The following is a 22,885-nucleotide window of genomic DNA, read 5'->3' on the forward strand; positions in this document are numbered from 1 at the left end:
GGAACCACTGACGTGATTGCGACGACGAGAGCGGTATCGGCCGATTGCGGTCTGCAAGGGTGATCGCAGCGTGCGAGACGACCTCGGTGGCGGCGCTCAGTTGAGACGCCAGCGCGATCAGCGTCGGATGCTGAAACAACTGTTCGAGCGAGAGCACCATCGATTGACGCCGGGCGCGGGCAATGAAGCGCAGCGCCGCCATCGAGTCGCCACCCAGCGCGAAAAAGTTATCGTGCCGGCCGACGCGCTCGACACCGAGAATCCGACACCACAGCTCCGCGAGCTTGTTTTCAATTTCACCGAGCGCGGGCTCGAAGTGCGCGACGTGCTGAGAGTCCGGGGCCGGCAGCGCCTCGCGATCCAGCTTGCCATTTCGGGTCAGCGGCAACGAGGCCAGGACCACGAGTACGCTCGGCACCATGTACTCGGGCAACTGCGTCGCGAGCTGGCTTTTCAGCGCCTCCGGATCGATGGCGGTCGCCGGTCGTGGGACCACATAGCCGATCAATTGTGTCCGGCCATCGTGCGCGGCACGAGCAACGACCGCGGCGTCATGAACGTGACGACGCAGGACCGCCACGATCTCCTTGGGCTCCACCCGATAGCCTCGAATCTTCACCTGGTCGTCGCATCGGCCCAGGAACTCCACGCTGCCATCGCCGAGTTGTCGAACGCGGTCGCCGGTTCGATACAACCGCGCGCCGGCACGGAACGGACTCGCGATGAAACGTTCTGCCGTGAGCCCTCGCTTGCCGATGTAGCCGCGCGCCACACCTGTTCCGCCCAGATACAATTCGCCCGCCATTCCCGTACTGACCGGATTCATCGCGGCATCCAGCACGTACGCTTCGATATTCGCCAGCGGCCGGCCCAGCGGCAACGTGCCGGCATCCCGAATTGCAACGCTCGCCTCCTGCGCGAAGACGCCAACGGTCGTCTCAGTCGGACCGTAATGATTGAACACACGACACGTCGGTGCGAGCGCCTGCACCTGCTCGAGCAAGGACCAGGACACGGCCTCACCGCCCAGCACGAGCGTATGTCGCGGCAGCACGCGCTCGGCCTGAGCCGCGTTCAACAACGCTTGCAGATGGCTCGGCGCAAGCTTGATTGCGTCGATCCGATGACGAGCACTATAGGCAGCGAATCGATCCGCATCGAACGCACAGTCGGTGGGAACGAGATGTAACGTTCGTCCCGAGACCAGAGCACCGAACAGGACGGTGTGCCCCAGGTCGGCCGCAACCGTGGACACCATCGCCATGCTTCGCACCGAATCCGGCAGCGCCAATCGACTCAGCACACTCTGCACATAGTTGGCCAACGCGCCGTGCGTCACCGCCACGCCTTTTGGCCGACCCGTTGATCCCGATGTATAGATCACATACGCCATCTGATCGGCAGCGGGGATCGGCAGCGGAGCGTCCTGCCCGGTGGTCACGTCGTCGTTCAGATCGACGATAGGCAGATCGCTCATCAACTCACGGGGGCTCGCCTGGAGCAGCAGCTTTGCGCCGCTATCCTGCAACTGATACAGCAACCGTTCCGGCGGCAACTGTGGATCGAGAGGAACATACGCGCCGCCCGCCTTGAGCACCGCCAATATTCCCAACACGAGCTCGAGGCTCCGATCGGCGTGAATGCCGACGGGCGTTTCGGCTCCGATGCCCTTCGCACGTAACAGCTGCGCCAAGCGATTCGACCGGGCGTCCAACTCGGCGAACGTCAACATCGTCTCACCGGCCTGCACGGCGATCGCGTCACCGCGATCGGCCACGACAGCGGACCACAGCGGGAGAATGCTGGGAGCTGGCAGCACCCCATCCTCTCCCACCAAAGCATCGGACTTTCGGGTCAGCTGCAACTCACCCAACCGCGCGCCCGGATTCCGCAGGACGCCTTGGACCAATCCATACAAATGCTCGATGAACTGGCGATGCAAGCCTTTCACCGTGGCGGTATCGAACACGTTCTGATCGTGCAAGTAGTCGAACCGCAAGGCATCGGTCGCGCTAGTGCCCGTGCCGAGTCGCTGGGGCAACTGCACTCGCAGCGTCAATGGAAAATTGTTTCCGCTGCGGGATTGCAGCTCACCGAACTTCAATCCCGAAGAGGCAGCCCCGCGCAAAGCCTCATCGATCGGATAGTTCTCGAACACCAGCAGCGTATCGAACAAGCTCTGGCCCGCGCCCGCCGCCCACCGCTGAATCTCATGCAACGGGGTGTGCTCATGTTCGCGTGACGCCAGATTCTGCGCTTGCAACTCACGGAGCCATTGCGCCGCCGTGGCTGCCGGGTCGCACTCGGCTGTGACGGGGAATGTATTGATATACAACCCAACGACGTTTTCGATATCGGGCAACTCAGCCGGCCGGCCCGCCGTCGTCGCGCCAAACACCACGGATTGTTTGCCTGTGGCACGACTCAAGAACAGCGCCCAGGCCGCCTGGGTCAACGTGTTCAGCGTGACATGCTCACGTCGCGCCAGCGCCAGCAAGGACTCAGCCTCGGTCGTTCCGAGCACTTCACTGTGAACGTCATAGTTCCTCGAGTTACTACGTGCGACCACCGCGGGCGCCAGACGCGTCGGCTCATCGAAGCTCTGCAATCGCGCCTTCCAATAGTCCTCGGATGTTTTCGGCTCTCGCGTGTGCAACCACTGCACATAGTCGCAGTAGCGTCCATGCAGCGGCCGCACCGATGCGCCCTCGTAATAACTCAGCACATCTTTCATGACCTGCGCTGTGCTCCAGCCGTCCATCAAAACGTGGTGATGGGTCCAGATGAAGTGATAGCGATGGTCCGCGATACGAATCAGTGCAAAGCGCATCAACGGTGGCTGCAGTACATCGAACGGTCGCGCCAGCTCCGATGCAGCCAGCTCGTCCAGTCGCTCGCCGAGCCCGTCGCGATGACGCCAGTCATGCTGGGCGAACGGCAACGACACCTGCTTCGCCACCCATTGCAATGGCACTTCGCGCTCGGAGAGGAAGCCGGTACGCAGTGCTGCATGTCGCTCGCTCACCGACCGCCACGCGCTCAAAAATCGCTCGACGTTCAAATCCTCGAGCTGCAGACGCAACTGACTGTGATAGCGACCGCCGTAGCCATCCTGCAAGCTATGAAACAACACGCCCTGCTGCATCGGGGTCAGCGGATACAGATCGTCGATCTGCCTCGGCTCGATCGGCAACGCGGCGAACTGCGGCTGAGTGAGTCCGGCCAATGGAAAATCCGCGGCAGTCACGGCCGCATCGCCATGCAGACAGTGTGTCGTCAGCGCACGCAAGCAAGCGTGATAATGATCGAGCAACGTTTCTACAGATTCACGCCGATGTCGCCGCGCGCTGTAAGCCAGTTCGAGCTGCAGCTGGCTCTCTCGAATCGAGCCATCGATCGACAGTTCGTGGGCACACGAGGCCTGCGGGTCCCGCGTGTGACCGATGGACTCATCCGACAGCGTCCAGAGCGCGGCCGTACCGAAGCTGCCATCGAGCTGGCCCAAGTAGTTGAAGACGACCTGCGCCCCCGGCAATGACGCCAACGCCTTGCGTTGTGCCACCGAACCGGAGCATTTCAGCGCGCCATACCCGACGCCCTTGCCCGGGATCTCACGCAACCGCCGCTTGACGCGATCAAGCGTCTCGCCTGCGTCATTGCCCGCTACCACGGCGACAGGAAACAAACTGGTGAACCACCCGACGGTGCGGGAGACATCGATGTCATCGCCGTCCGTCTCGCGACCGTGTCCCTCAACGTCGATCGACACCTCAGCCCGACCGCTCCACTGATACAACGCCTGCACGAGCGCCGCCAACAGCAGCTCATTGATCTGCACGCGGGACGCAGCGGGAACTGCTTTGAGCAACTGCGCGGTGTGTTCGCGATCCAGGCGCAGCGTCAAACTCTCGCGATCGGCCTGAGTGTTGCCGCCCTCCGGCCAATCGCATGGCAAGGGTGCCGGCGCGCATTCGAGTTGTCGCCAATAGTTCAACTCATCGGCGCGGGTTTGCGGATAACTGTGCAGTCGTTGAGCCCACTGCTGGTAGCTGCTCGTGCGGGCCGGAAGCACAACCGCCGTGCCTGCTTGAGCTTGTCGGTAAGCGGTCTGCAAATCGTCCAACAGGATTCGCCAGGAGACGCCGTCGACCACGAGGTGATGGATGGCGAGCAGCAGGCGTTGACTGCCCTCGGGCGAAGTCATCAGCACCGCCCGAAGGAGCGGCCCGGTGTGAATATTCAAACTTCGCTGGGCCGCTGCGCTCAATGACTCAATATCGGCGGCATCTCGCGTGTCACGAACCCAGAGCACATCGGATGCTTCTTCGGCGGCGTAACTCTGCGACCAACTTCCATTGTCGTCCTGCGTGTAACGCAAGCGCAGAGCGTCGTGATGATCGATCACTACGCGTAACGCCTTTGCCAGCGGCTCAGCCTGCAACGAATCCCTGGGCGACAGCAGCAATGCCTGATTCCAATGATGACGATTCGGAACGACCTGCTCGAAGAACCAGGATTGAATCGGCAACAACGGCACCGCGCCCTGCGGCCGCTGGTCGCTCGCCGCCGACTCACGATCGATCGGCTCGGCAACCGCGGCGAGTTGCGCAACGGTCTGGGACTCAAACATCTGTCGGGCTGTGACTTTCCAGCCTGCGGTTCGAGCGCGTGCCACGATCTGCAAGCTGACGATGGAATCGCCGCCGAGCTCGAAGAAGTTGTCGTGTCGCCCCACCCGTTCGATGCTCAGCACGTCGGCCCAGACCGCGGCCAGCGCGGTTTCCGTCGGCCCATGCGGAGACTCATAGTCGCTGGTCTGTAAAGACTCCGCCTCGGGCAATGCCTTGCGATCGAGCTTGCCGTTGGGAGTCAGCGGCAGCGCGTCCAGAATCGCGAAGTGCGCCGGGACCATGTATGCCGGCAGCTGTGTCATCAGACGATCGCGCAGTCGGGATGCAAACAATCGTGTCCGCTGGAGACGTAGCGGATCGCTCGCCAAAGATCGCCAGTCGTGCGGCAAGTCCTGGGGGCTCCGCTTGACCTCAGCGGTCGCGGATGCCCGAGTGAGATCGATGAACTCGACATCCATGCCTGCATCCGGGGCGTCCGCCGACCAGGTCACGTGCACGTCATAGCCGTGTTGCTCGCCCAGCGACCAGAACGATTCCGGCTCCATACCCGCAAGCTCGATGCCCTCGAGCCGCGCTCGCAATTCCTCAACCGTCGTATGTTCCTCCGCCGAGTTCACCGCCAGCCAGGCGGCGCGATCCCACGCGAGCCGCAGATTCGGCACAGCAAACAAACGCACCGCCGGCACGCGACGTGACAAACGAGCTCGCAGCTCGACGAGCGATTCGGGGCCGCTCCAGGCCAGCGTTTCTGGCGCTGAGCGCTTGGTCTGCGATGCGCTGAGCACGACGTCATAGCGATAGCGGGTCAGCTCGTTGCCCGCCCCGCCCCGCTTGAGCAGGATCCGCACCTCCTGCATGCCGAGATGCGCGGCAACGGTCTCGAAGAAAGCAGGCGCCAATGTGAGCTCGGTGTCTCGCGCCAGCGCCTTGCCGATGCGATCCTTCAATTGCCGGACCGTCAATCGGGCTGGCGCGCGGCCCAGTTGTACTGACGTATGGAACATCGGTACCAAAGCGAGATGTCTGATGTCGCCGATGAACATCCGACCGCCGCTCGCGAGACTGAGCGCCGCGCCTTCGAGCACATCCAATAGATAATCCGCATCCGGAAAGTACTGTGCGACCGAATTCAGCACCACCGTGTCGAAGGAGCCCGGCGCAATATGGCCAAACGCTGCGGCCTCCGCCTGCACCACACGCACGTGAGATAGCGCAGGCTGCGTCGCAGTCCATGCTGAAAGTTTCTGAACCGCGCCGGCCGACACGTCGGTCGCCAGATAGTCGAGCACCAGCGGCGCCAACTGCTGAACGAGCAATCCGACGCCACAGCCGATCTCAAGCAAGCGCACTGGCGTGAGCCCTGCGATCCTCGCCACCGTTTCCTGCAGCCACTGCTGCATCTCGAGCTCCGGAATGGGCTCGCCGGTGTAACTGCTGATCCAGCCCTGAAAGGCCGGCGCAAGGACGTCATCGGAATACGCCGAATCGAACACCTCGCTCCATTGCGATACCTGGGCGCCGCGTAGCGCGGCGGGGCCCACGTCGACACTCTGCAACGCGCCTGGCGCCGGCACGACATAGGCCGCCAGTCGTTTCTCCGCCGATGTTCCCTGCGCCACCACAACCGCTTCGCGCACCTCGCTCAGCGCTGACAGCTGGGCTTCGATCTCGCCCAACTCGATCCGATGACCGCGGATCTTCACCTGATGATCGACCCGACCCACATACTCGATCTGGCCATCGCTGCGCCAACGAACCAGATCGCCGGTGCGATACAACCGTTCTCCGCCGCCCGAGAGAGGATCGGCGACAAAGCGCTCGGCCGTCAGCCCCGCACGAGTCGGATACCCGGTCGCAAGCCCGGCACCGCCGAGATACAGCTCACCGATCACACCCGGCGCCGCGAGGTTCAGATCGGCATCCAGAATCACCGTGCGCGTGCCGGCGATCGGCCGACCGATAGGCACCGAGTGGCGCCGCTCCTCGGCGCATCTGAAATATGTCACCTCGATAGCGGCTTCGGTGGGTCCATAAAAATTGTCGAGCGTCACCTGCGGCAGGCGTGAGAACACCTGGCGTTGTAAGTCGACCGGCAAGGCCTCGCCGCTGCAAATCATTCTTCGCAGCGAACTGCACGCGGGCACGTCCGGAAATCCGATAAAGGCCTGCAGCATCGAGGGCACGAAGTGAATCGTCGTCACGCCGTGACGTCGGATCAGCGCCACCAATCGTTCCGGATCGCGATGATCGCCTGGGCCCGCTACTGCGAGCGTCGCGCCGGTCGTCAACGGCCAGAAGAATTCCCAAAACGAGATATCGAAGTTGAACGGCGTCTTTTGCAAGACCACGTCAGCAGAATACAGCGGATCGTACTGTTGTCCCCATTGCAGCCGATTGCACAGCGCACGGTGACGATTGGCGACGCCCTTGGGTTTGCCTGTGGAGCCCGACGTGTAGATCACGTAGATCAAGTTGTCGCCGTGCAGGGCAACTTCGGGATTGCGCTCGGGCTCGCCGCTGCAATCGAGCCGATCGAGCGCCAGCACCGCGATCCGATCCTGCGCCGGCAGCCGCGCTTGCAGGTGTTGTTGAGTCAGCACTAGCGAGACGCCGCTATCGTCCATGACGAAGCGCAAGCGCTCCGGCGGCAACTCGGGATCCAATGGCACATAGGCGCCGCCAGCTTTCATGACGCCCAACAGCGCCACCACCATTTCAACCGAACGCTCAGCGGCGACACCGACGCGCGTTTCCGGCCGCACCCCGAGAGAGATCAGTCGATGCGCCCACTGGTTGGCGCGACGATTCAACTCGGCATAGCTCAATCGTTCGTCACCGACGAGCAAAGCGATCGCATCTGGCATGCGCTCAACCTGCTGCTCGAACAAATGATGAACGCATTCGGCACGAGCGGGCTGCACCGGCAGCTCGCTCCACTGGCTCAACCTCATGCGATCCGCCGACGTGAGCAAGCTCACCTCGCGCACTCGCTGCACCGGGCTGGTCGCAAGCGCTTCGAGCATCGCCAGGTAATGGGCAGCCAGGCGCACGATGGTCGCCGCTTCGAACAATTCCGCCGCATAGGTGAAACGAACGAGCGTATCGTGCGTCGACTCGACCACATCCAGTGACAATTCGAACTGCGCCGCCTGCTTGCCGAGCCACTGTTCTGCGAGCCGCAGACCGGGCAGCGTTTCGAGCGCCTGCGGATCGATTCGCAGATGATTCATCACGACGCGGAACAGCGGACTCTGTCCCAAATCGCGTCCGGGCTGGAGCGCGTCGACCAGCACGTCGAACGGCAGCTCCTGATGGGCACCGGCATCGGCGACCGTGCGAACCGCGCGATCCAGCACGTCACACAACGAGTCTGCGCTGTCGATGTGAGATCTCAATACCAGTGTGTTGACGAAGAACCCGACGACGCGATCGATGGCACTGGCACCGCGATTGGCGAAAGGCACACCGATCCGCACGTCGGGCTGTCCGGTATATCGATGCACCAGTGCCTGAAATCCCGCGAGCAGCACCGTAAACAACGTGCCTGTGTGTCGATCGGCTCGTTGCCGCAACTTTTCGGTCAAGGCGGCCGGCACAGCGATCTCGTGACGACCGGTCGAATAGGCAGTGGTCGCGCGACGGGGCGCATCGACCGGCAGCTCGAGCACGGGATGCTCGTTGCCAAGCTGCTCGCGCCACCAGCTCAATTGCCGCTCACACTCGGCGCTCTCGCGCCAGTCGCGCTGCCAGCGCGCATAGTCGATGTACTGCAATGGCAGTGTTGTTGGCGCCAGGGTCCGCTGCCCCACTCTGGCCGCGTACTCCGCCGCAAACTCATTGAAGAGCAACTGCATCGACCAACCATCGACCACGATGTGATGCAGGCTCAGCGCCAGCTGAAATTCTTCATCGGCATGTTGAATGACTGCAACTCGCAGCAGCGGTCCGTGCTCCAGATCGAACGGCGCCTCCTGCAGTTGCCGAATCTCTGCTTGAACCAGTCGTTCCCGAACGTCTGGCGGCACCGAGCGCATGTCAGCAAAGTGCAGCAGCGGTGACAGCTTCGCCAGCACGATCTGGCGCACTTCACCTCGGTCATCGAGTCGAAAGACTGTGCGCAGCGACTCATGTCGCTCCACCAGCGCTGAGAAACAATCGTTGACCACGCCGACGTTCATCGTCCCGACGAAACGGAAGGTCGCCGATAGATGATAAGCCGTGCTGGCGCGGTCCATCTGGCACAGGAACCACACGCGCTGCTGCGCATAGGACAGCGGCAATGGCGTGCCTCGTTCGGGCAAAGGGATCGCCACGATGGCGCCATTCTCGACGCCCGGCGCTTGCGCGATCCGTTGCTTCACAGCGGCCGCATAAGCGTGCAGCTGCGGATGCTCGAACACAGCGCTGAGCGGAAGATTCAACGACCAGCGACTGCTGACTCTCGCGCTCACCTGAGCTGCGGACAGGGAATTTCCGCCCGCGGCGAAGAAGTTCGTGTCACGGAAGACTGCCTTGTTCCCGAGCACGTCGCGCCATACGTCCGCGAGCTCACGCTCGATATCATCTTGCGGAACGGCGCCGGACCGCGCAGCCGTCTCGCCTTCGACGAACCTTCCATACTCATAGATCGCGAAGGCATCGAGGGTTCGCTCGCGCCACCCGAGACGGCACCCGGCACGCTGGACCTTGCCACTCGACGTGCGAGGTAAGGCGCCGGCGTTCAGCAACACCACAACCAATACCGGCTCGTGATACAGCTCGCCGATGACCGTGTTGACTTCCGCGACCAGACGCTCCGCCGACACGAGCTTCTGCAGTCCCCGAGATACCTCTAACGCAATGCCAACGCCTTCTCCAGCATCGGTCGGGACTGCGAACGCAGCCACTCGACCTTCGCGCACCGCCTCGATCTGCGCTTCGATGGCGCGCTCGATGTCCTGCGGATAAACATTCTGTCCGCGCAGGATGATCAAATCCTTGTGACGGCCCGCGACATACAGTTGCTGGCTGCTGAGGAAACCGAGATCGCCGGTGCGCAGCCAACGCTTGCCATCGCGCTCCACGAATGTTTCGGCGGTGGCTTCCGGTTGATTCCAATAACCGGCACTGACGCTCGGACCGCTGACCCAGATCTCTCCCATCGCACCGGCCGATACGGAAAGCTGCGTGTCCGGATGAACGATCTGCAACTGATGATTCGAAGCGGCGGCCCCGCATGAGACCAGCGTCGTTCCAGTGCCGCTCACGATCGGCCGCCCGGTGGCCAGTGACTCGTTCGAGTAAGTTGCCGTGGTGACGCCCGCCTCGCGACTCACACCAGTCACGAACAGAGTCGCCTCTGCCAGCCCATAGCACGGATACAACGCGGCCGGATCGAACCCCGCTCGAGCGAAGCGCTCGGCGAAGGCGCGCAAAGTGTCGTGCCGGACGGGTTCCGCGCCCGAGAACGCCACACGCCAGCTCGATAGATCCAGTGTCTGCAGCTGCGCATCGCTCACTCGTTCCAGACAAAGCCGGTAAGCGAAATCCGGGCCGCCGCTGATGGTGCCGCGATGTTTCGAGATCAACTGCAACCAGCGCAGCGGCTGCTGCAGAAAATACGCGGGCGACGTGAGCACCAGCGGAATCCCCCGGTGCAGTGGCTGTAGCAATCCGCCGATCAGCCCCATGTCATGAAACAGCGGCAGCCACGACACGAACTTGTCGTGCTCACCGATGGCCATGCCGGTCTCGATCGCCTGCTCGTTGGCGATCAGATTGCCATGAGTGACGATGACTCCCTTCGGTGCGGACGTCGAGCCCGAAGTGAATTGTAGTAGCGCCACGTCTTCCAGCTTCGGCTCCCGGGCACGCCACGCATCGGCATGTGCCGAGCCGATCGTATCGACCGCAATGATCTGCATGCTCTCCGGCAAATCGCCCGATGCCAATGAGACGGCGATTCGACTCACGGTCAACACGCAACGGGTCTGCGCGCTCGCTGCGATCACCCGCAATCGCGCTTTGTGCCCTTCGCGCTTCGACTCGGGCACCGCGGCGGGGACCGCGATCAATCCGGCATACAAGCACGCAAAGAATGCGACGACGAACTGATCGTCATTGTCCAGCAATAGCAAAGCGCGCTCGCCAGGCGCGAACGACGATTGCAACCTGTGAGCCAACGACCGCACGCGCGTGTCCAGCTCGGCGTAGTTGAGGACGAGTTCTGCTTCGGCGTTGACAACGATCAGCGCGGTCTCCTCCGGCTGCCGGTCTGCCAATCCGCGTAGATGGCTCACCAAGTCGCGAGGCAGAGTTCGTTCGGGCTTGCGGCGTGCGTTCATGTCAGATTTCCGTGGGGCTCCGCCATTGCGACAACGACCTTTCGAGCCCCTTTGAACGGCGTCCGGGCGTGCGCCACCAGCATGTTGTCGAGCATCAGCACATCGCCCGCGTGCCACGGGAACATCACCGTATGTTTGGCCAACACGGCGCGAATCTCGCTGAACAACTCATCGGGAATCGCTGAGCCATCGGCGAAGTGCACGTTGCGCGGGATGTTTTCCAGCCCGAGCGCGTCGATGAGCGTTTCGCGCACCTCGCGCTGTAGATTGGAAACATGAAACAAATGCGCTTGATTGAACCAGACGCTCTGCCCGGTGCGTGGATGCCGCTCAATACCCTGGCACCACTGTCGCGTTCTCAAGCCGCCGTCGGATTGCCACTCGCATTCGATAGCGGCACGATGACAAAACGCCTCCACCTGATCGCGACGTGTGGTGTTGAATACTTTCTGCCACGGCACATCGAAGTCGCCGTAGTTGCGCACATACACGAGGCCGTCTGTGAAACGATCGCGAATGGCCGCAGGCATGTCTCGATAGATCGCCCGGTTGTCGGCAATCGGTGTCTCGCCGCCCACCGGCGACGCCGTCACACAGTGAAACCAGATCTTCATCGGCCACTCGCGCGTGTACGCCTGCTCGCTATGCAGAGGGATGTGCTGATGCGCGGGATATTCGGTCGAGGTATAGACCCCATCGCGCGTGACCGCGCTGCGCGGGGTCGATGCAAACTCATAACTGAGCAACGGATGTCCGAAGGCTGCCGCGAATTGCTGGAACGACTCGATGCTCGGCACCGAATAACCTCGCAGTAGCACGCCGCCGATCTCAATCAGGGCCGCGTCGATCTCTTTGCTCCGCTGTGCGAAGGCTTCCAGCAACGGCTCGCCGCGACGCTGCGGCTCGATGACGAGTGGCAATGAGCTTGCGGCAGAGACTTCAGACGCTCGCGACAGTGACATCGCACTCCTCCCTGAGATCGCCGCTCAATGCATGGATCAACGTCCGCAGCACCGATGACTCGTGCTCGCGAATGAAGAAATGTCCACCCTCGAACCACCAGGCGTCGAAGCGCCGGCGGGTCTCCGTCTGCCACGCCAGAATCCGTTCCTCACCGATGCGATCTCGCCGGCCCGCCAGCGCGTGAATGGCCACATCGAGCGGCGCTGTCGGTCGATAGCGAAACCCGGCGCAGATGCGATAGTCGGTGCGCAGGGTGTCGAGCGTGATCGCGAGCAACTCCGCGTCCTCGAACACTTCGGCCGGTGTGCCGCCTTGCGTGCGCAGCTCCGCGATCAGGCTGGCATCGGTTTGTTTGTCGGCGAAGTACGCAGGCTCACGCCAGCGAGGTGCGGGGCTCGCGGAAACAAACAACAACTCGGGCGACTGCCGTTGCTGTGTGCGCCACCGTACGGCCATCGAGTACGCCAGCAACGCCCCCATGCTGTGGCCGAACAGCGCATAGCGCTCATTGCAGCGGTGCTGGTGCTGGCGACACAGATCGTCGATCAATGTTTCGAAACTGTCGGCGGCGGGCTCCGCGGTACGGGTGCCCCGCCCCGGCAATTCGATCGGAACGATGCTGAGCCACGCCGGGACCAGCCGTTGCCAGCGCAGATACATGCTGGCGCTCGCGCCCGCGCACGGCAGGCACAACAATGCAAGCGGCGTCCGCATGATCTACGCCGACGCGGGTGAGCTCTTTTGTTCCTGTTCCGCCATCCACTTGCGCAGCGACAGCGGACGCATGTCGGTCCAGGTGCGATCGACGTAATCCAGGCAGGTTTTCTTATCGCCTTGCACGCCGGTGTCGGTCCAGCCGCCCGGAATCGCTTTCCACTCCGGCCACAAGGAATATTGTTCCTCGTGATTGACCAGCACCTTGAACACGCCGTCTTCGCGATCGAAACAACTGCTGGACATTCCGCCACCTCATTGAGTGTCTCTGTCCAGCTAATGACGAACGACACCGCGACGCGTTTAGTCGCAGTTCGCTATTCGCAATCGAGCGCGGCGGGAATGCTAAGCGGGGGGATCGGAATCGGGCGGTGGTGGCACGAGGCCGGCGATCAGCCAGACCTTGGCCGCTTGCTGATAAGCGCGCAAATGTGACGGGTCGGCATTCAGCCAGGCGGTGAGTTGCTGGCGCGCGGCGGCATCGAGTGGCTGCTCGTGCTCACGCACGATCCACTCCCAAGCAAGGTCCCAGGCCGGATCGTCGCGTCCGGAATCAGTCATGAGATGTTTTGAAAAGGCCCAGCGCCGCGACGAATGATACTAAAAAGCCGCCGCGATCCAAAGCCCTCGCGTCAAGCGGGACAATCCTGAATCGGCTACGAGCGACCGGCGTCGACCAGCCCGCGACAACGTTTCAGCGCGTCGATGGCATCGCGGATCATGAAATTGACCAGGGTCGGCGAGACGTCGAGCTCTTTGGCGATCTCTCGCTGAGTCATGCCATTCAACCGATACAACGTGAAAGCAACGCGCGTGCGAGCTGGCAAAGCGTCCAGCACCTCCTCGACCATCCGGACGTGCTGCTGCGTGATCAGCGACTGTTCGGGCGAGGCCAGTTGCGCCGGTACCGCCTCGCCGTGGCTTTCGTCCATGAATACATGCGACTCAAGCGCCGCGCGCCGACGATGATCGATGGCGAGATTGCGCACCACCTGAAAACAAAAGCCGACCGGCTGGCGCACCGTGAGCTCGCCGGAAATCTCCAGCACCTTCACGTAAGCCGATTGCGTGACATCCTCAGCCGCCTCACGCACGCCAACGATAGCTTGAGCGGCGGATCGAAGCTGACTCCAGTGTTGCAGGAAGGTGTCCTCGATATCCCGGCGTTGACGATGATTCGACAAAGCGCACTCCCTTGACCGCCGCCCTCAAACGCGAGTCATTCTCATCCATAAACATTATGGCCAGACATTGCGGAGTCGGCAACTATCTGCGCGTCGTCGCCGGGCGATGACATCTCAAGGAAATAAATATCGCGGGATGTATGCTCGCGATGACGCGAGCCCGCCGTCGCACTGTCAGCGGTCGGCGCGGGTCAGCAGGTCGCTCATTGACGAGTCATCCATGCCCCGTTGCTCGTTATCAGCGAGCCGAGCCCGCGAGCGAAGTTTGAATGCGGTCAGCGCAAATATTGCACCGAAAGCGAGGATGGTCAGATCGACGCCCGCGAGCGCCCAGTCACCCTGTGGCAAGGTGACACCAAGGTGACGATCTGTCGTCAGTGCATTGACCAGCGGCAGTAGCAGGCACAGGCCTGCAGCGATGGCGAACTGCTCGAACCATAGACGGTGCGCAGGTCGTAACTGAGCATGCAACAGCATCAGGCCCCACACAATGAACATCGTATGCGCTTCCCAGGCAGCGCGGTGCTCGAGTGTCACCGGCAATCCGCGGTTCGCCCAAAAGTAACAAAGCACCGCGATGGGCAGACCGACCACGGTGCCGACGTTCAGGCGCTCGACCAGTGCCAGCCCGAATCCCGGCGCGGCCCGTTTCGTCTGCTGAGCGCGACGTTTGACCGTCCACAACACCAGGCCTGTGCCCACCATGGCGGTCCCGAGCACGCCAGATAAGAAATAAAACCATCGCAAGCCCGGACCGGCGAACAGTCCCTCGTGCAATCCGAGCAGCGTGTCATGCACACCTTGAGGTGCACTCGCGAGCGTCGGGGGCATTTCCAACAATCGCCCGTTCACACCGTCGAAGATCATTCGCTCGGGACTGCGCATCGGACTGTGAAGCGGTCGAGTGATCACCACACGCGCGCTGCTATCCCCGGGGTTGAGGATTTGTATCGAGCGCACCTGATGTTCACCCCATCGACCCTCGGCCTGCGCCAGCATCGGGCCGAGCGGCGCGAGCGACGCCGCCACGCCAGCTAGCGGCACGTTGAGCTGCCGTCCGAGCGCTTCCTCCAGAAATGTTCGCTCCGCCTGCTTGCCACTCCCATAGTTCGCAAGCACGCCCCAGGGCATGTACATGAACCCGAAGAACATCAGTCCGGAGAACGTGATCATCACGTGAAATGGCAGCGCCAGCACGCTCAGGCCGTTGTGCGCATCCAGCCAGGAGCGCTGCTGCTTGCCGGGGCGGAAACTGAAAAAATCCTTGAAGATCTTCTTGTGAACGATCACGCCGGTCACGATCGCCACCAGCATGAACATGGAACAGATGCCGACGATCCAGTTCGCGAGATCGCTGTTCAGATAATGCAACTCATAGTGCATCTGATACAGCAGCTGCCCGCCACCCGTCTCGCGATACTGCCCCGGCTCGCCGCTGAGCGGATCTAATGTCTCGCTACCACTGCCCCCTCGCTCGCCGTTGACCGCCGGCAACCGGTAGAACAGCCGCAAGTCGATGTTCTCTCGTCCTTGTGGCGGGCTGATAAACCATTGCTCAGCCTTCGGCGCCACTTGTTCGAGGTGCGCGAGTGCCCTCTCGACGGTCTGTTCGAGTGGCGGCCACTGTGTGTGTAACGGCCGCTCAGGCTGCATCCACCGATCGATTTCGGTATCGAAATACCCGGCCGTGCCGGTGAGGAACATGAAATACAACACCCAGCCCGGCACCAGCCCGGTCCAGGTATGCAGCCAAGCCATGCATTGGCGAAATCCGTTCTTCATCGGTGCGCGGCCCAGCGGCTACATATATATGTAGGGAGCGACTCCGCCACATGATAATGGTTCTCAACTCCGCCGACCAGCCCCCGCCGACCTGGTTATGGACCTCGGGCGAAACATTGGGCCCTGGCACGGACAGCGGCACTCGGAAACAAGCTCGTCACGAACTCGACGAACGCACGAATCTTGGCTGCCGGTTGGCGGTGAGGATACAAGATCGATACTGGCCAGCTCGCGCCTTCGTTCCAATCTTCGAGCACGGGTTGTAGCAAGCCGGCGGCGATCTGCGCCTCCACTGTGAAGTCCAGAGTACGGACGAAGCCGGCGCCGCCGACAGCAGCAGCGACGGCCGACTCTGGATCGCTGAAAGACAACGGCGCGCACGGAACAATCGTATGTGCCTCGTTCCCGCGCCGGAACATCCATTCACGGGGCTGTCTGCGGTCGGGACGGAACATGGCGATACATTGCTCGGGCTTGAGATCGGCAGGCGTGCGAGGCTTGCCGCCAATGCGTTCGATGAAATCCGGCGAGGCGCACGTAACTCCGTGCAAATGTCCTACGCATCGTGCGACCAAACTGGAGTTGCGCAATGTGCCGATCTGTAGCACCGCATCGATGCCTTCCTGCACCAGGTCGAGGGTACGATCGCTCATACTGATCTTCACCGACAGCTCGGGATGCTGCTCGATGAAGCGGGGCAATGCCGGAACGATGATCTTGCACCCCAAGGAGCTCGGCATATTCAAGCTGAGCGTTCCGCGAGCCACGCTGCGCGACTTTTCGACCTCATTCTGTGCCTGAGTCAGATGTTGAAGAGCCTCATTGCAGCGGTCATAGAAGCTGCCACCCTGCTCGGTCAGACTCAAACGACGCGTCGTTCGATTCAGAAGTCGAACGCCCAAACTCTCCTCCAGGCGACTCACAGCCTTGCTGACACCCGACTGCGACATGCCGAGCACTTCCGCGGCAGCGACGAAGCTGTGAGACTCAACCACCTGCACGAACGTCAGCATCTCCTCATAGCGATCCACTGGCTGCGTCTCCAGTTACGTTTGAGACCGCAGCGGCAGATACGCAATGCCCAGCTGAAAGCCGATGTCAGGCGTGTTATTCAGGTTCTGAACATTCTCTGTCACGCCGAACGTCAGCAATGCACGGCCGCGACGATGGCGGATGCCCAGGCTGTATTGATATTTGTTGCCGGTCAGCTCATCCAGATCGGTCAGGCGCTTCGAGTCCGCGCTCGTGCTCGCATAGGCTTGGAGATTGATATTAGTCGTCGGCGTCAATCGATACTCATAGCCCACGATTAGAGTGGGGATCACCTGAGCGTCCTGCCGCGCCGGAAAGTCGGTGCCGCCATAGTAAACAGCCGCGACATCGACGTAGACCGCGTGACGATCGCCATGTCGCTGCAGCGATGCTTGCAGTCCATAGTCGTAATGACCGGTGGATAGCATCTGACGCGTCCCGTCGACGGGCACCTTGACCGCCGCTTCCAACGACAACGCCCATCGGTCCGGAAGCCCCCAGCCGGCGTAGCGCACGCCGAGGGTCGGATCCAGAACGCCACCATCGCTCGGAGCATCGAGGCTGGCCAGTTGGGCGCCTTTGAGATCGTAGATGTAGTTGATCTGATTCTTACGGACTGCCGGTCGCCCGAACGAGCTGAATCCGAAGGCGTCGTGAAAGCTCTCGATCGTGCTGTCCAGGAACCCGCCCTGATACGACACACCGCTCGCGATCAAATATCCGGTCCAGTGCTCCGCGAACTTGTAGTGAACGATGATATCCAGGGTCGCGGACTCGAGATCCACGAGATAATTTTCCCCGGGAAGATCGCGGATCGCCTGCAACTCGGCCGCGCCCAGTGCTCTGCGCCCCTGCGATTCCAGACTCGTGAGATATTTTTCGACGTTCGGGCTCGAAGCCCAGGTGTTCTGATAGCCCACCTCGACTTCAAACGCCGTCTCGCCCTTCTCCAGAGAGCCTGCGTAGGCCGGCCGCATGTCGAGGCGCAGAAAGCCGAACGGCGTCTGATCGCGAGCGCGCAGCAGCTCATAAAATTCGCCCGCCTCGGCCCCCATCGCCGGCGAGCAACCAAGCACCGCGGCCTGCGCCACAAAGAGAATGACGAGCGGCTTGATCATAGGGACGCGCATCCGCACAGCTCAAGCAGCTCAACGCGACGCTCGGAAGTAATCTGGTAAGACCCATAGAGATCCGCGAGCCAAAGACCGTCCGCGAGCAAACGTAGATGCAGCTCTTCCAGCGGCATCTGTTTGCTCCAACCCAGCCGGGATCGCTCACCCACGCGCTCGCGAATTCGATCCGCATATTCCGGATGAGCGGCACAAATAAACGTCAGTGCCTTGCAGAGTTGCTGAGTCCGCGGCAACTCACCCATCTGAGCGATTGCCCGAAGATAGGCACGGGCGCCGGCCACACCCTCAACCGAATCGGAACACAGCTGCTCATCGACCTCTCTTGCCAGCTGCGCGGTCAGATCGTCCACGAGCGCTTCGAGCAACGCGGTCTTGCTGTCGAAGTGATACAGCAGTCCGCCCTTGCTCACATGAGCGGCATTACACACGGCCTCCAGTGTCAGATTGCCGGCGCCCTTCTCCAGAATCAGTCGGGCCGCCGCGTTGAGGAGTTGTTCACGGCGTGAGCTGTTCGTGCCGGAACGATGCGTGTGTCTGGCGCCTTGCTGGTTCAATATTCCCTCGCGTCAATCGTCACGTCGATTCACTCCAGCCACCGCCGACGGCCAACACCAGGTCGACATACGCGGCACCACCATTGCGTCGCGCTTCGGCCACGGCCAATCGAGATTGGAGCAGGCTGCGGCGCGCATCGAGCACGCCGAGATAATCGGAATAGCCTTCATCGTAGCGGCGCTGCGCGAGCCGCAACGCTGTGCGGAGCGCATCGGACTGCTCACTGCGAGCTCGATACACAGCATCAGCCGCTGTTCGCGCATCCAAAGCATCGAGCACTTCGCCGAACGCCTGACGGACGGTCGCGCGATACGACTCTGCCAACTGATCGCGACGCGCTTCACTGATCTCGATCGCAGCGTTACGCCGCCCGCCATCGAATATCGCCTGGGTGACGTTCGCCGCGACCGACCAGACATTCCCGCCGTCTTTGAACAAGTCGGACAGATTGGTTGAGACCTCGCCCGCCGATCCGGTGATCGCAATGGTCGGCAGCCATGCACGACGAGCGGCGCTCAGATCAGCGCCGGCAGCAGCAAGATTCGCCTCCGCGGCCCGAAGGTCTGGCCGGCGATTCAACAACGTCGATGGCAATCCTGTTGGCACACTCGGCAATACCGCGGGCGGGCGTTCTTCACTTTCTATATTGATTCCGGCAACTCGCTCATCTGTCGGCAGCTGCCCCGTCAGCAGCAGCAACGCTCGCTGCACGGCGCGCAGTTGCTGTGTGGTCTCGGCGAGCTGCGCACGTGAATCCTCCAGCTCGGATCGAAAGCGCTGCAGGTCCAGCTCCGAAATCGCACCGACGTCGTAGCGACGACGACTCAGCCGCAGTTGATCGTCCAGTACTTGAACGTTTTCTTCGAGCACGGTGCGTGCTTCGGAGAGCGACTGCGCCTGCAAGTAACCACGCACCAGCTCTGCTGCGATAGTCAGTCGCAACGAAGCTAACGTGTAACCCTGAGCCAAATATCTTTGACGCTCGGCCGCGGTCTGCGAAGCCAGTCGACCCCACAAATCAACTTCGTAACCGACCTGGACGCCATACTCCCCCGTCTCGACGATCGCCGAATCAGGCAAGCCGGTGACCAGGGTTCGCTGCCGAGTGCCACCAACGAATGCGCTGACCTCCGGCAACTGAGCCGAGCGTACGGCGCGCACTGTTGCGCGAGCCTCGCGCAATCGTTCCGCCGCGACGATGAGATCGCTGTTGTATCGCAAGCCCTGCTCGACCAGTGCAGCCAGCTTCGGATCGTCGAAGGCCTGCCACCAGGTTGGAGATGTCCCGGTATCCGGCGTTGCGACCACGTTCGTGAATCGATCCGGCAGCATGCCCGGCACGTCCGAGGGAACATTGCGTTCCGGCATCTGCGCACAAGCACTGAGTAGCGAGGCGATCGCGATGGCGATAATAGTTCGTCGCATCGTTAGATCTCCTGCGACACGGCGTTCGCCGGCACGACGGTCTCACGCCGCTCTTCACGGCGCATCACCCAGCGAAAGAAGGAAGGAATAAAGAATGTCGCGACGAGCGTCGCCATCAGCAGGCCGCCGATGACGCCCGTGCCGATGGAATGGCGCGCATTCGCACCGGCGCCGGCGCTGATGGCGAGCGGCACCACGCCGAGAATGAACGCCAGCGAGGTCATGACGATGGGACGAAAACGCTGCCTGGCCGCGAGCAGGGCCGCCTCCTTGACTCTCATGCCCGCGCGAACGTTCTCAGCCGCGAATTCGACGATCAAGATCGCGTTCTTCGCTGACAAGCCGATGAGCGTGATCAAGCCGACCTGGAAATACAGATCGTTCGTCAACCCTCGTAACAGCACCGCGAGCGCGGCGCCGAACAATGCGAATGGCATGCACAACATCACCGCCATCGGCAGTGACCAGCGTTCGTACTGTGCGGCCAAGATCAGGAACACGAACAACAAGCCGCCCACCATCGTGAAGGACGCGGACGCCGACACTTGTTTCTGTTGATACGCCGATCCGATCCAGGCCACGGTGTAGCCCTGCGGCAAGGTCTCCGCCGCGATCCGTTCGATCGCTGCGATCGCCTCGCCCGGTGCGACGCCCGGCGCCGGATCGCCCAGCACTTTGATGGCCGGGAAGCTGTTGAAGCGCTCGACCTGCTCCGGACCGATGTCCTGTTCGATAGTCACCAGCGTGTTCAGCGGCACCAGCTCGCCGCTGTCGGCACGCACCGAGACATTGCGCAGGTCCTCGATCTCATCGCGTGCCGAGCCCTCGGCCTGCAACTGCACTTGATAAGTTCGTCCATCGCGATTGAAGTCGTTCACGTAGAACGCACCGAAGGTCGCCTGCGTCGCCTGGAAGAGCTGCGTCAGGCTCACGCCCATTTGCGCCGCCTTGTCGCGATCGATGTTCAGATGGATCTGCGGCGCATTGGCGCTGAACATCGTAGTCACGCCGTGCAGCTTGGGATCCTGGTTCGCCTTGGCGATGAAGTTGCCTACGACCTCGGCAATCTTTCGATAGTCGGCGCCGACGCGGCTTTCGATGTACAGCTCGAAGCCACCCGTCGTCGAGAGACCGGGGATGGGCGGCGGATTGATGCCGAGCACGAACGCATCTCGCACCTTGCTGCCGCCCTCGCCCATCAATTGGGCCGCGATTGCTTCGGAGCTTTGATGCTCCTCCGGACGCTCCTTCCAATCTTTCAAGCGCACGAACTGAGTCGTCGCGTTCGGCTTGAGCGCACCGGTCAGCATGTCATAGCCCACCAGACTCACGACCCGATCGACATCGGGGTGTTGAGTCTCGTACTCGGTCAAGTGATCGACCGCGGCTTGCGTGCGACTCAACGACGCGCCATCCGGCAGGCTCGTCACAGCGATGGCGACGCCTTGATCCTCATTCGGTAACAGCGACGCAGGCACGGATCGGAACAGCAATGCCGCCGCGATCCCGATCGCAATGAATAAACAGATTGTGAGCGCGGTGTGACGCAGCAGGTAGGCCACGCCTTGCGTGTATCGACCTGTGAGCCTGGCGAACCATTCATTGAAGCGGTCCAACAACTTCCACTGCGCTTTGTCGCCCGGTCGGAGCAGCAGCGCGCAGAGCGCCGGCGTCAGTGTCAGCGCGACCAGCCCTGAGATCGCGACCGAGACGGCGATGGTGATAGCGAACTGCCGATACATGACACCGCTCATGCCGCCGACGAATGCCACCGGCACGAACACCGCGCACAGCACCAGCACGATGGCGACCACCGGCCCGGTGACTTGTTGCATGGCCTTGATAGTCGCGTCGGTCGGCGACAAATGCTCGTCATGCATGATGCGCTCGACGTTTTCGAGCACCACGATGGCGTCGTCGACCACGATGCCGATGGCGAGCACCAGGCCGAACAGCGTCAATGTATTGATCGAGAAGCCGAGCATCGCCATGCCGGCGAAGGCGCCGATCAACGATACCGGTACGGCCAGGCTCGGAATCAAGGTTGCGCGCCAATTTCCCAGGAAAAGGAACACGACGGCGAACACCAGCACCATGGCTTCAAAGAGGGTCTTCACCACTTCTTTGATCGAGATGCGAACGAACTCGGTTGTGTCGTAGGGGACGCTGTACTCGATGCCATCGGGAAACGCCCCGCTCAACTCGTGAACGCGCTTCTTGACCGCATCCATCGCTTCGAGTGCATTGGCCCCGGGACTCAAGAACACGGCGACCGGCACCGCCGCCTTGCCATTCAACTGCGAAGTGAAGTTGTAGTTCTGTCCGGCGAGCTCGACTCGGGCGACGTCCTTGATGCGAACGATGCCGCCATCGGCGTCGCGCCTCAGCACGACCTGACCGAACTCCTCGGGCGTATTCAAACGTCCCTTGGTCGTCATCGTGTACGTGAAGTTCACCGGCTCCGTCAGCGGCGGCGCACCGATGCTGCCGGCCGGCAGCTGCGCGTTCTGATCGCGCAATGCTTGAATGATGTCCGAGGGCGTCATGCCCAGCGCACGCATGCGATCCGGATCCATCCAGATGCGCATGGAGTAATAGCGCAGGCCGAACAGCATGGCATCGCCCACGCCGGGCACGCGCTTCAACTCATCGACGATATTCAGTAGCGCGTAGTTGTTGAGGAAGACGTCGTCATAACGACCATCGGGCGACTGAATCGCGACGAGGCCGAGGATGCTGGACATCGACTTGCGCGCCGTAACGCCCAAGCGCCGCACTTCTTCCGGCAGCATCGGCGTCGCGGCGGCGATTCGATTGTTGATTTCAACCAGCGCCTCGTCCGGATCGGTGCCGGTCTTGAACGTGGCCGTCAACGTCATGCGGCCGTCGGAACTGCTCGAGGAATTCATATAGAGCAGGCCCGTCGCACCGTTGACCTGGTTCTCGAGCGGCGCGGCGACGGTCTCTGCCACGACGTTGGCGGCGGCGCCGGAGTACGTCGCGTTCACAGTAATCTGCGGCGGCAGAATCTCCGGATACTGTGCGACCGGCAGACCCGCCATCGCCCCCAGCCCCAAGATCACAATGACGATCGACAATACCGTCGCGAAGATCGGCCGACGAATAAAAAACTCAGCAAACAT

General features: G+C 61.9%; 12 protein-coding genes (1 of these 12 running past the window's edge). All 12 read right to left on the reverse strand.

The genetic code is table 11. The features are described 5' to 3' along the window. Nucleotides 1-10,954, reverse strand: partial view of a non-ribosomal peptide synthase/polyketide synthase gene (locus tag ACFPN2_RS34055; RefSeq protein WP_380605094.1) — the 5' portion only. Its footprint begins 8,348 nt before the window's first position; 10,954 of the gene's 19,302 nt are visible here — the first part of the coding sequence; its start codon is at nt 10,952-10,954; its stop codon lies beyond the left edge, outside the window. After that, on the reverse strand, nt 10,951-11,916 hold the full coding sequence (locus tag ACFPN2_RS34060) for a TauD/TfdA family dioxygenase (protein WP_380605096.1): 966 nt from the start codon (nt 11,914-11,916) through the stop codon (nt 10,951-10,953). Before ACFPN2_RS34060 ends, ACFPN2_RS34055 begins: the two co-directional genes overlap by 4 nt. Beyond that, a complete protein-coding gene (locus ACFPN2_RS34065; RefSeq protein ID WP_380605098.1) occupies nt 11,894-12,631 on the reverse strand; it encodes a thioesterase II family protein in 738 nt (245 codons plus the stop codon). The genes ACFPN2_RS34060 and ACFPN2_RS34065 overlap by 23 nt, the downstream gene beginning before the upstream one ends. A 3-nt stretch (nt 12,632-12,634) precedes the next feature. After that, on the reverse strand, nt 12,635-12,877 hold the full coding sequence (locus ACFPN2_RS34070; protein WP_380605100.1) for an MbtH family protein: 243 nt from the start codon (nt 12,875-12,877) through the stop codon (nt 12,635-12,637). Between the two features lie 99 nt (nt 12,878-12,976). Next, nucleotides 12,977-13,192, reverse strand: a complete 216-nt coding sequence (locus tag ACFPN2_RS34075) for a FecR/PupR family sigma factor regulator (RefSeq protein WP_380605101.1) — start codon at nt 13,190-13,192, stop codon at nt 12,977-12,979. Nucleotides 13,193-13,287: 95 nt separating this feature from the next. Continuing rightward, nucleotides 13,288-13,815 carry a sigma-70 family RNA polymerase sigma factor gene (locus ACFPN2_RS34080; protein ID WP_380605103.1) on the reverse strand — a complete coding sequence of 176 codons (528 nt, stop codon included), beginning with the start codon at nt 13,813-13,815 and terminating at the stop codon, nt 13,288-13,290. Nucleotides 13,816-13,989: 174 nt separating this feature from the next. Beyond that, nucleotides 13,990-15,573, reverse strand: coding sequence for a PepSY-associated TM helix domain-containing protein (locus ACFPN2_RS34085; RefSeq protein WP_380605105.1), 1,584 nt, complete (start codon nt 15,571-15,573; stop codon nt 13,990-13,992). A 119-nt stretch (nt 15,574-15,692) separates the two neighbouring features. Next, a complete protein-coding gene (locus ACFPN2_RS34090) occupies nt 15,693-16,628 on the reverse strand; it encodes a LysR family transcriptional regulator (protein ID WP_380605107.1) in 936 nt (311 codons plus the stop codon). A 15-nt stretch (nt 16,629-16,643) separates the two neighbouring features. After that, nucleotides 16,644-17,747, reverse strand: a complete 1,104-nt coding sequence (locus ACFPN2_RS34095) for a DUF3187 family protein (RefSeq protein ID WP_380605109.1) — start codon at nt 17,745-17,747, stop codon at nt 16,644-16,646. Further along, on the reverse strand, nt 17,744-18,316 hold the full coding sequence (locus ACFPN2_RS34100; RefSeq protein WP_380605110.1) for a TetR/AcrR family transcriptional regulator: 573 nt from the start codon (nt 18,314-18,316) through the stop codon (nt 17,744-17,746). Before ACFPN2_RS34100 ends, ACFPN2_RS34095 begins: the two co-directional genes overlap by 4 nt. A 19-nt stretch (nt 18,317-18,335) precedes the next feature. Beyond that, a complete protein-coding gene (locus ACFPN2_RS34105; RefSeq protein ID WP_380605112.1) occupies nt 18,336-19,742 on the reverse strand; it encodes an efflux transporter outer membrane subunit in 1,407 nt (468 codons plus the stop codon). Between the two features lie 2 nt (nt 19,743-19,744). Further along, nucleotides 19,745-22,885 carry an efflux RND transporter permease subunit gene (locus tag ACFPN2_RS34110; protein ID WP_380605114.1) on the reverse strand — a complete coding sequence of 1,047 codons (3,141 nt, stop codon included), beginning with the start codon at nt 22,883-22,885 and terminating at the stop codon, nt 19,745-19,747.

Origin of the sequence: Steroidobacter flavus (assembly GCF_042651805.1) — a bacterium.
GTDB lineage: Bacteria > Pseudomonadota > Gammaproteobacteria > Steroidobacterales > Steroidobacteraceae > Steroidobacter > Steroidobacter flavus.

What these genes read in the sequence shown, in the direction of transcription:
- ACFPN2_RS34060 (WP_380605096.1), bottom strand. Translation starts at nt 11,916, where the DNA reads ATGTCACTGTCGCGAGCGTCTGAAGTCTCTGCCGCAAGCTCATTGCCA.
- ACFPN2_RS34065 (WP_380605098.1), bottom strand. Translation starts at nt 12,631, where the DNA reads ATGCGGACGCCGCTTGCATTGTTGTGCCTGCCGTGCGCGGGCGCGAGC.
- ACFPN2_RS34070 (WP_380605100.1), bottom strand. Translation starts at nt 12,877, where the DNA reads ATGTCCAGCAGTTGTTTCGATCGCGAAGACGGCGTGTTCAAGGTGCTG.
- ACFPN2_RS34075 (WP_380605101.1), bottom strand. Translation starts at nt 13,192, where the DNA reads ATGACTGATTCCGGACGCGACGATCCGGCCTGGGACCTTGCTTGGGAG.
- ACFPN2_RS34085 (WP_380605105.1), bottom strand. Translation starts at nt 15,573, where the DNA reads ATGGCTTGGCTGCATACCTGGACCGGGCTGGTGCCGGGCTGGGTGTTG.
- ACFPN2_RS34095 (WP_380605109.1), bottom strand. Translation starts at nt 17,747, where the DNA reads ATGATCAAGCCGCTCGTCATTCTCTTTGTGGCGCAGGCCGCGGTGCTT.
- ACFPN2_RS34105 (WP_380605112.1), bottom strand. Translation starts at nt 19,742, where the DNA reads ATGCGACGAACTATTATCGCCATCGCGATCGCCTCGCTACTCAGTGCT.
- ACFPN2_RS34110 (WP_380605114.1), bottom strand. Translation starts at nt 22,885, where the DNA reads ATGTTTGCTGAGTTTTTTATTCGTCGGCCGATCTTCGCGACGGTATTG.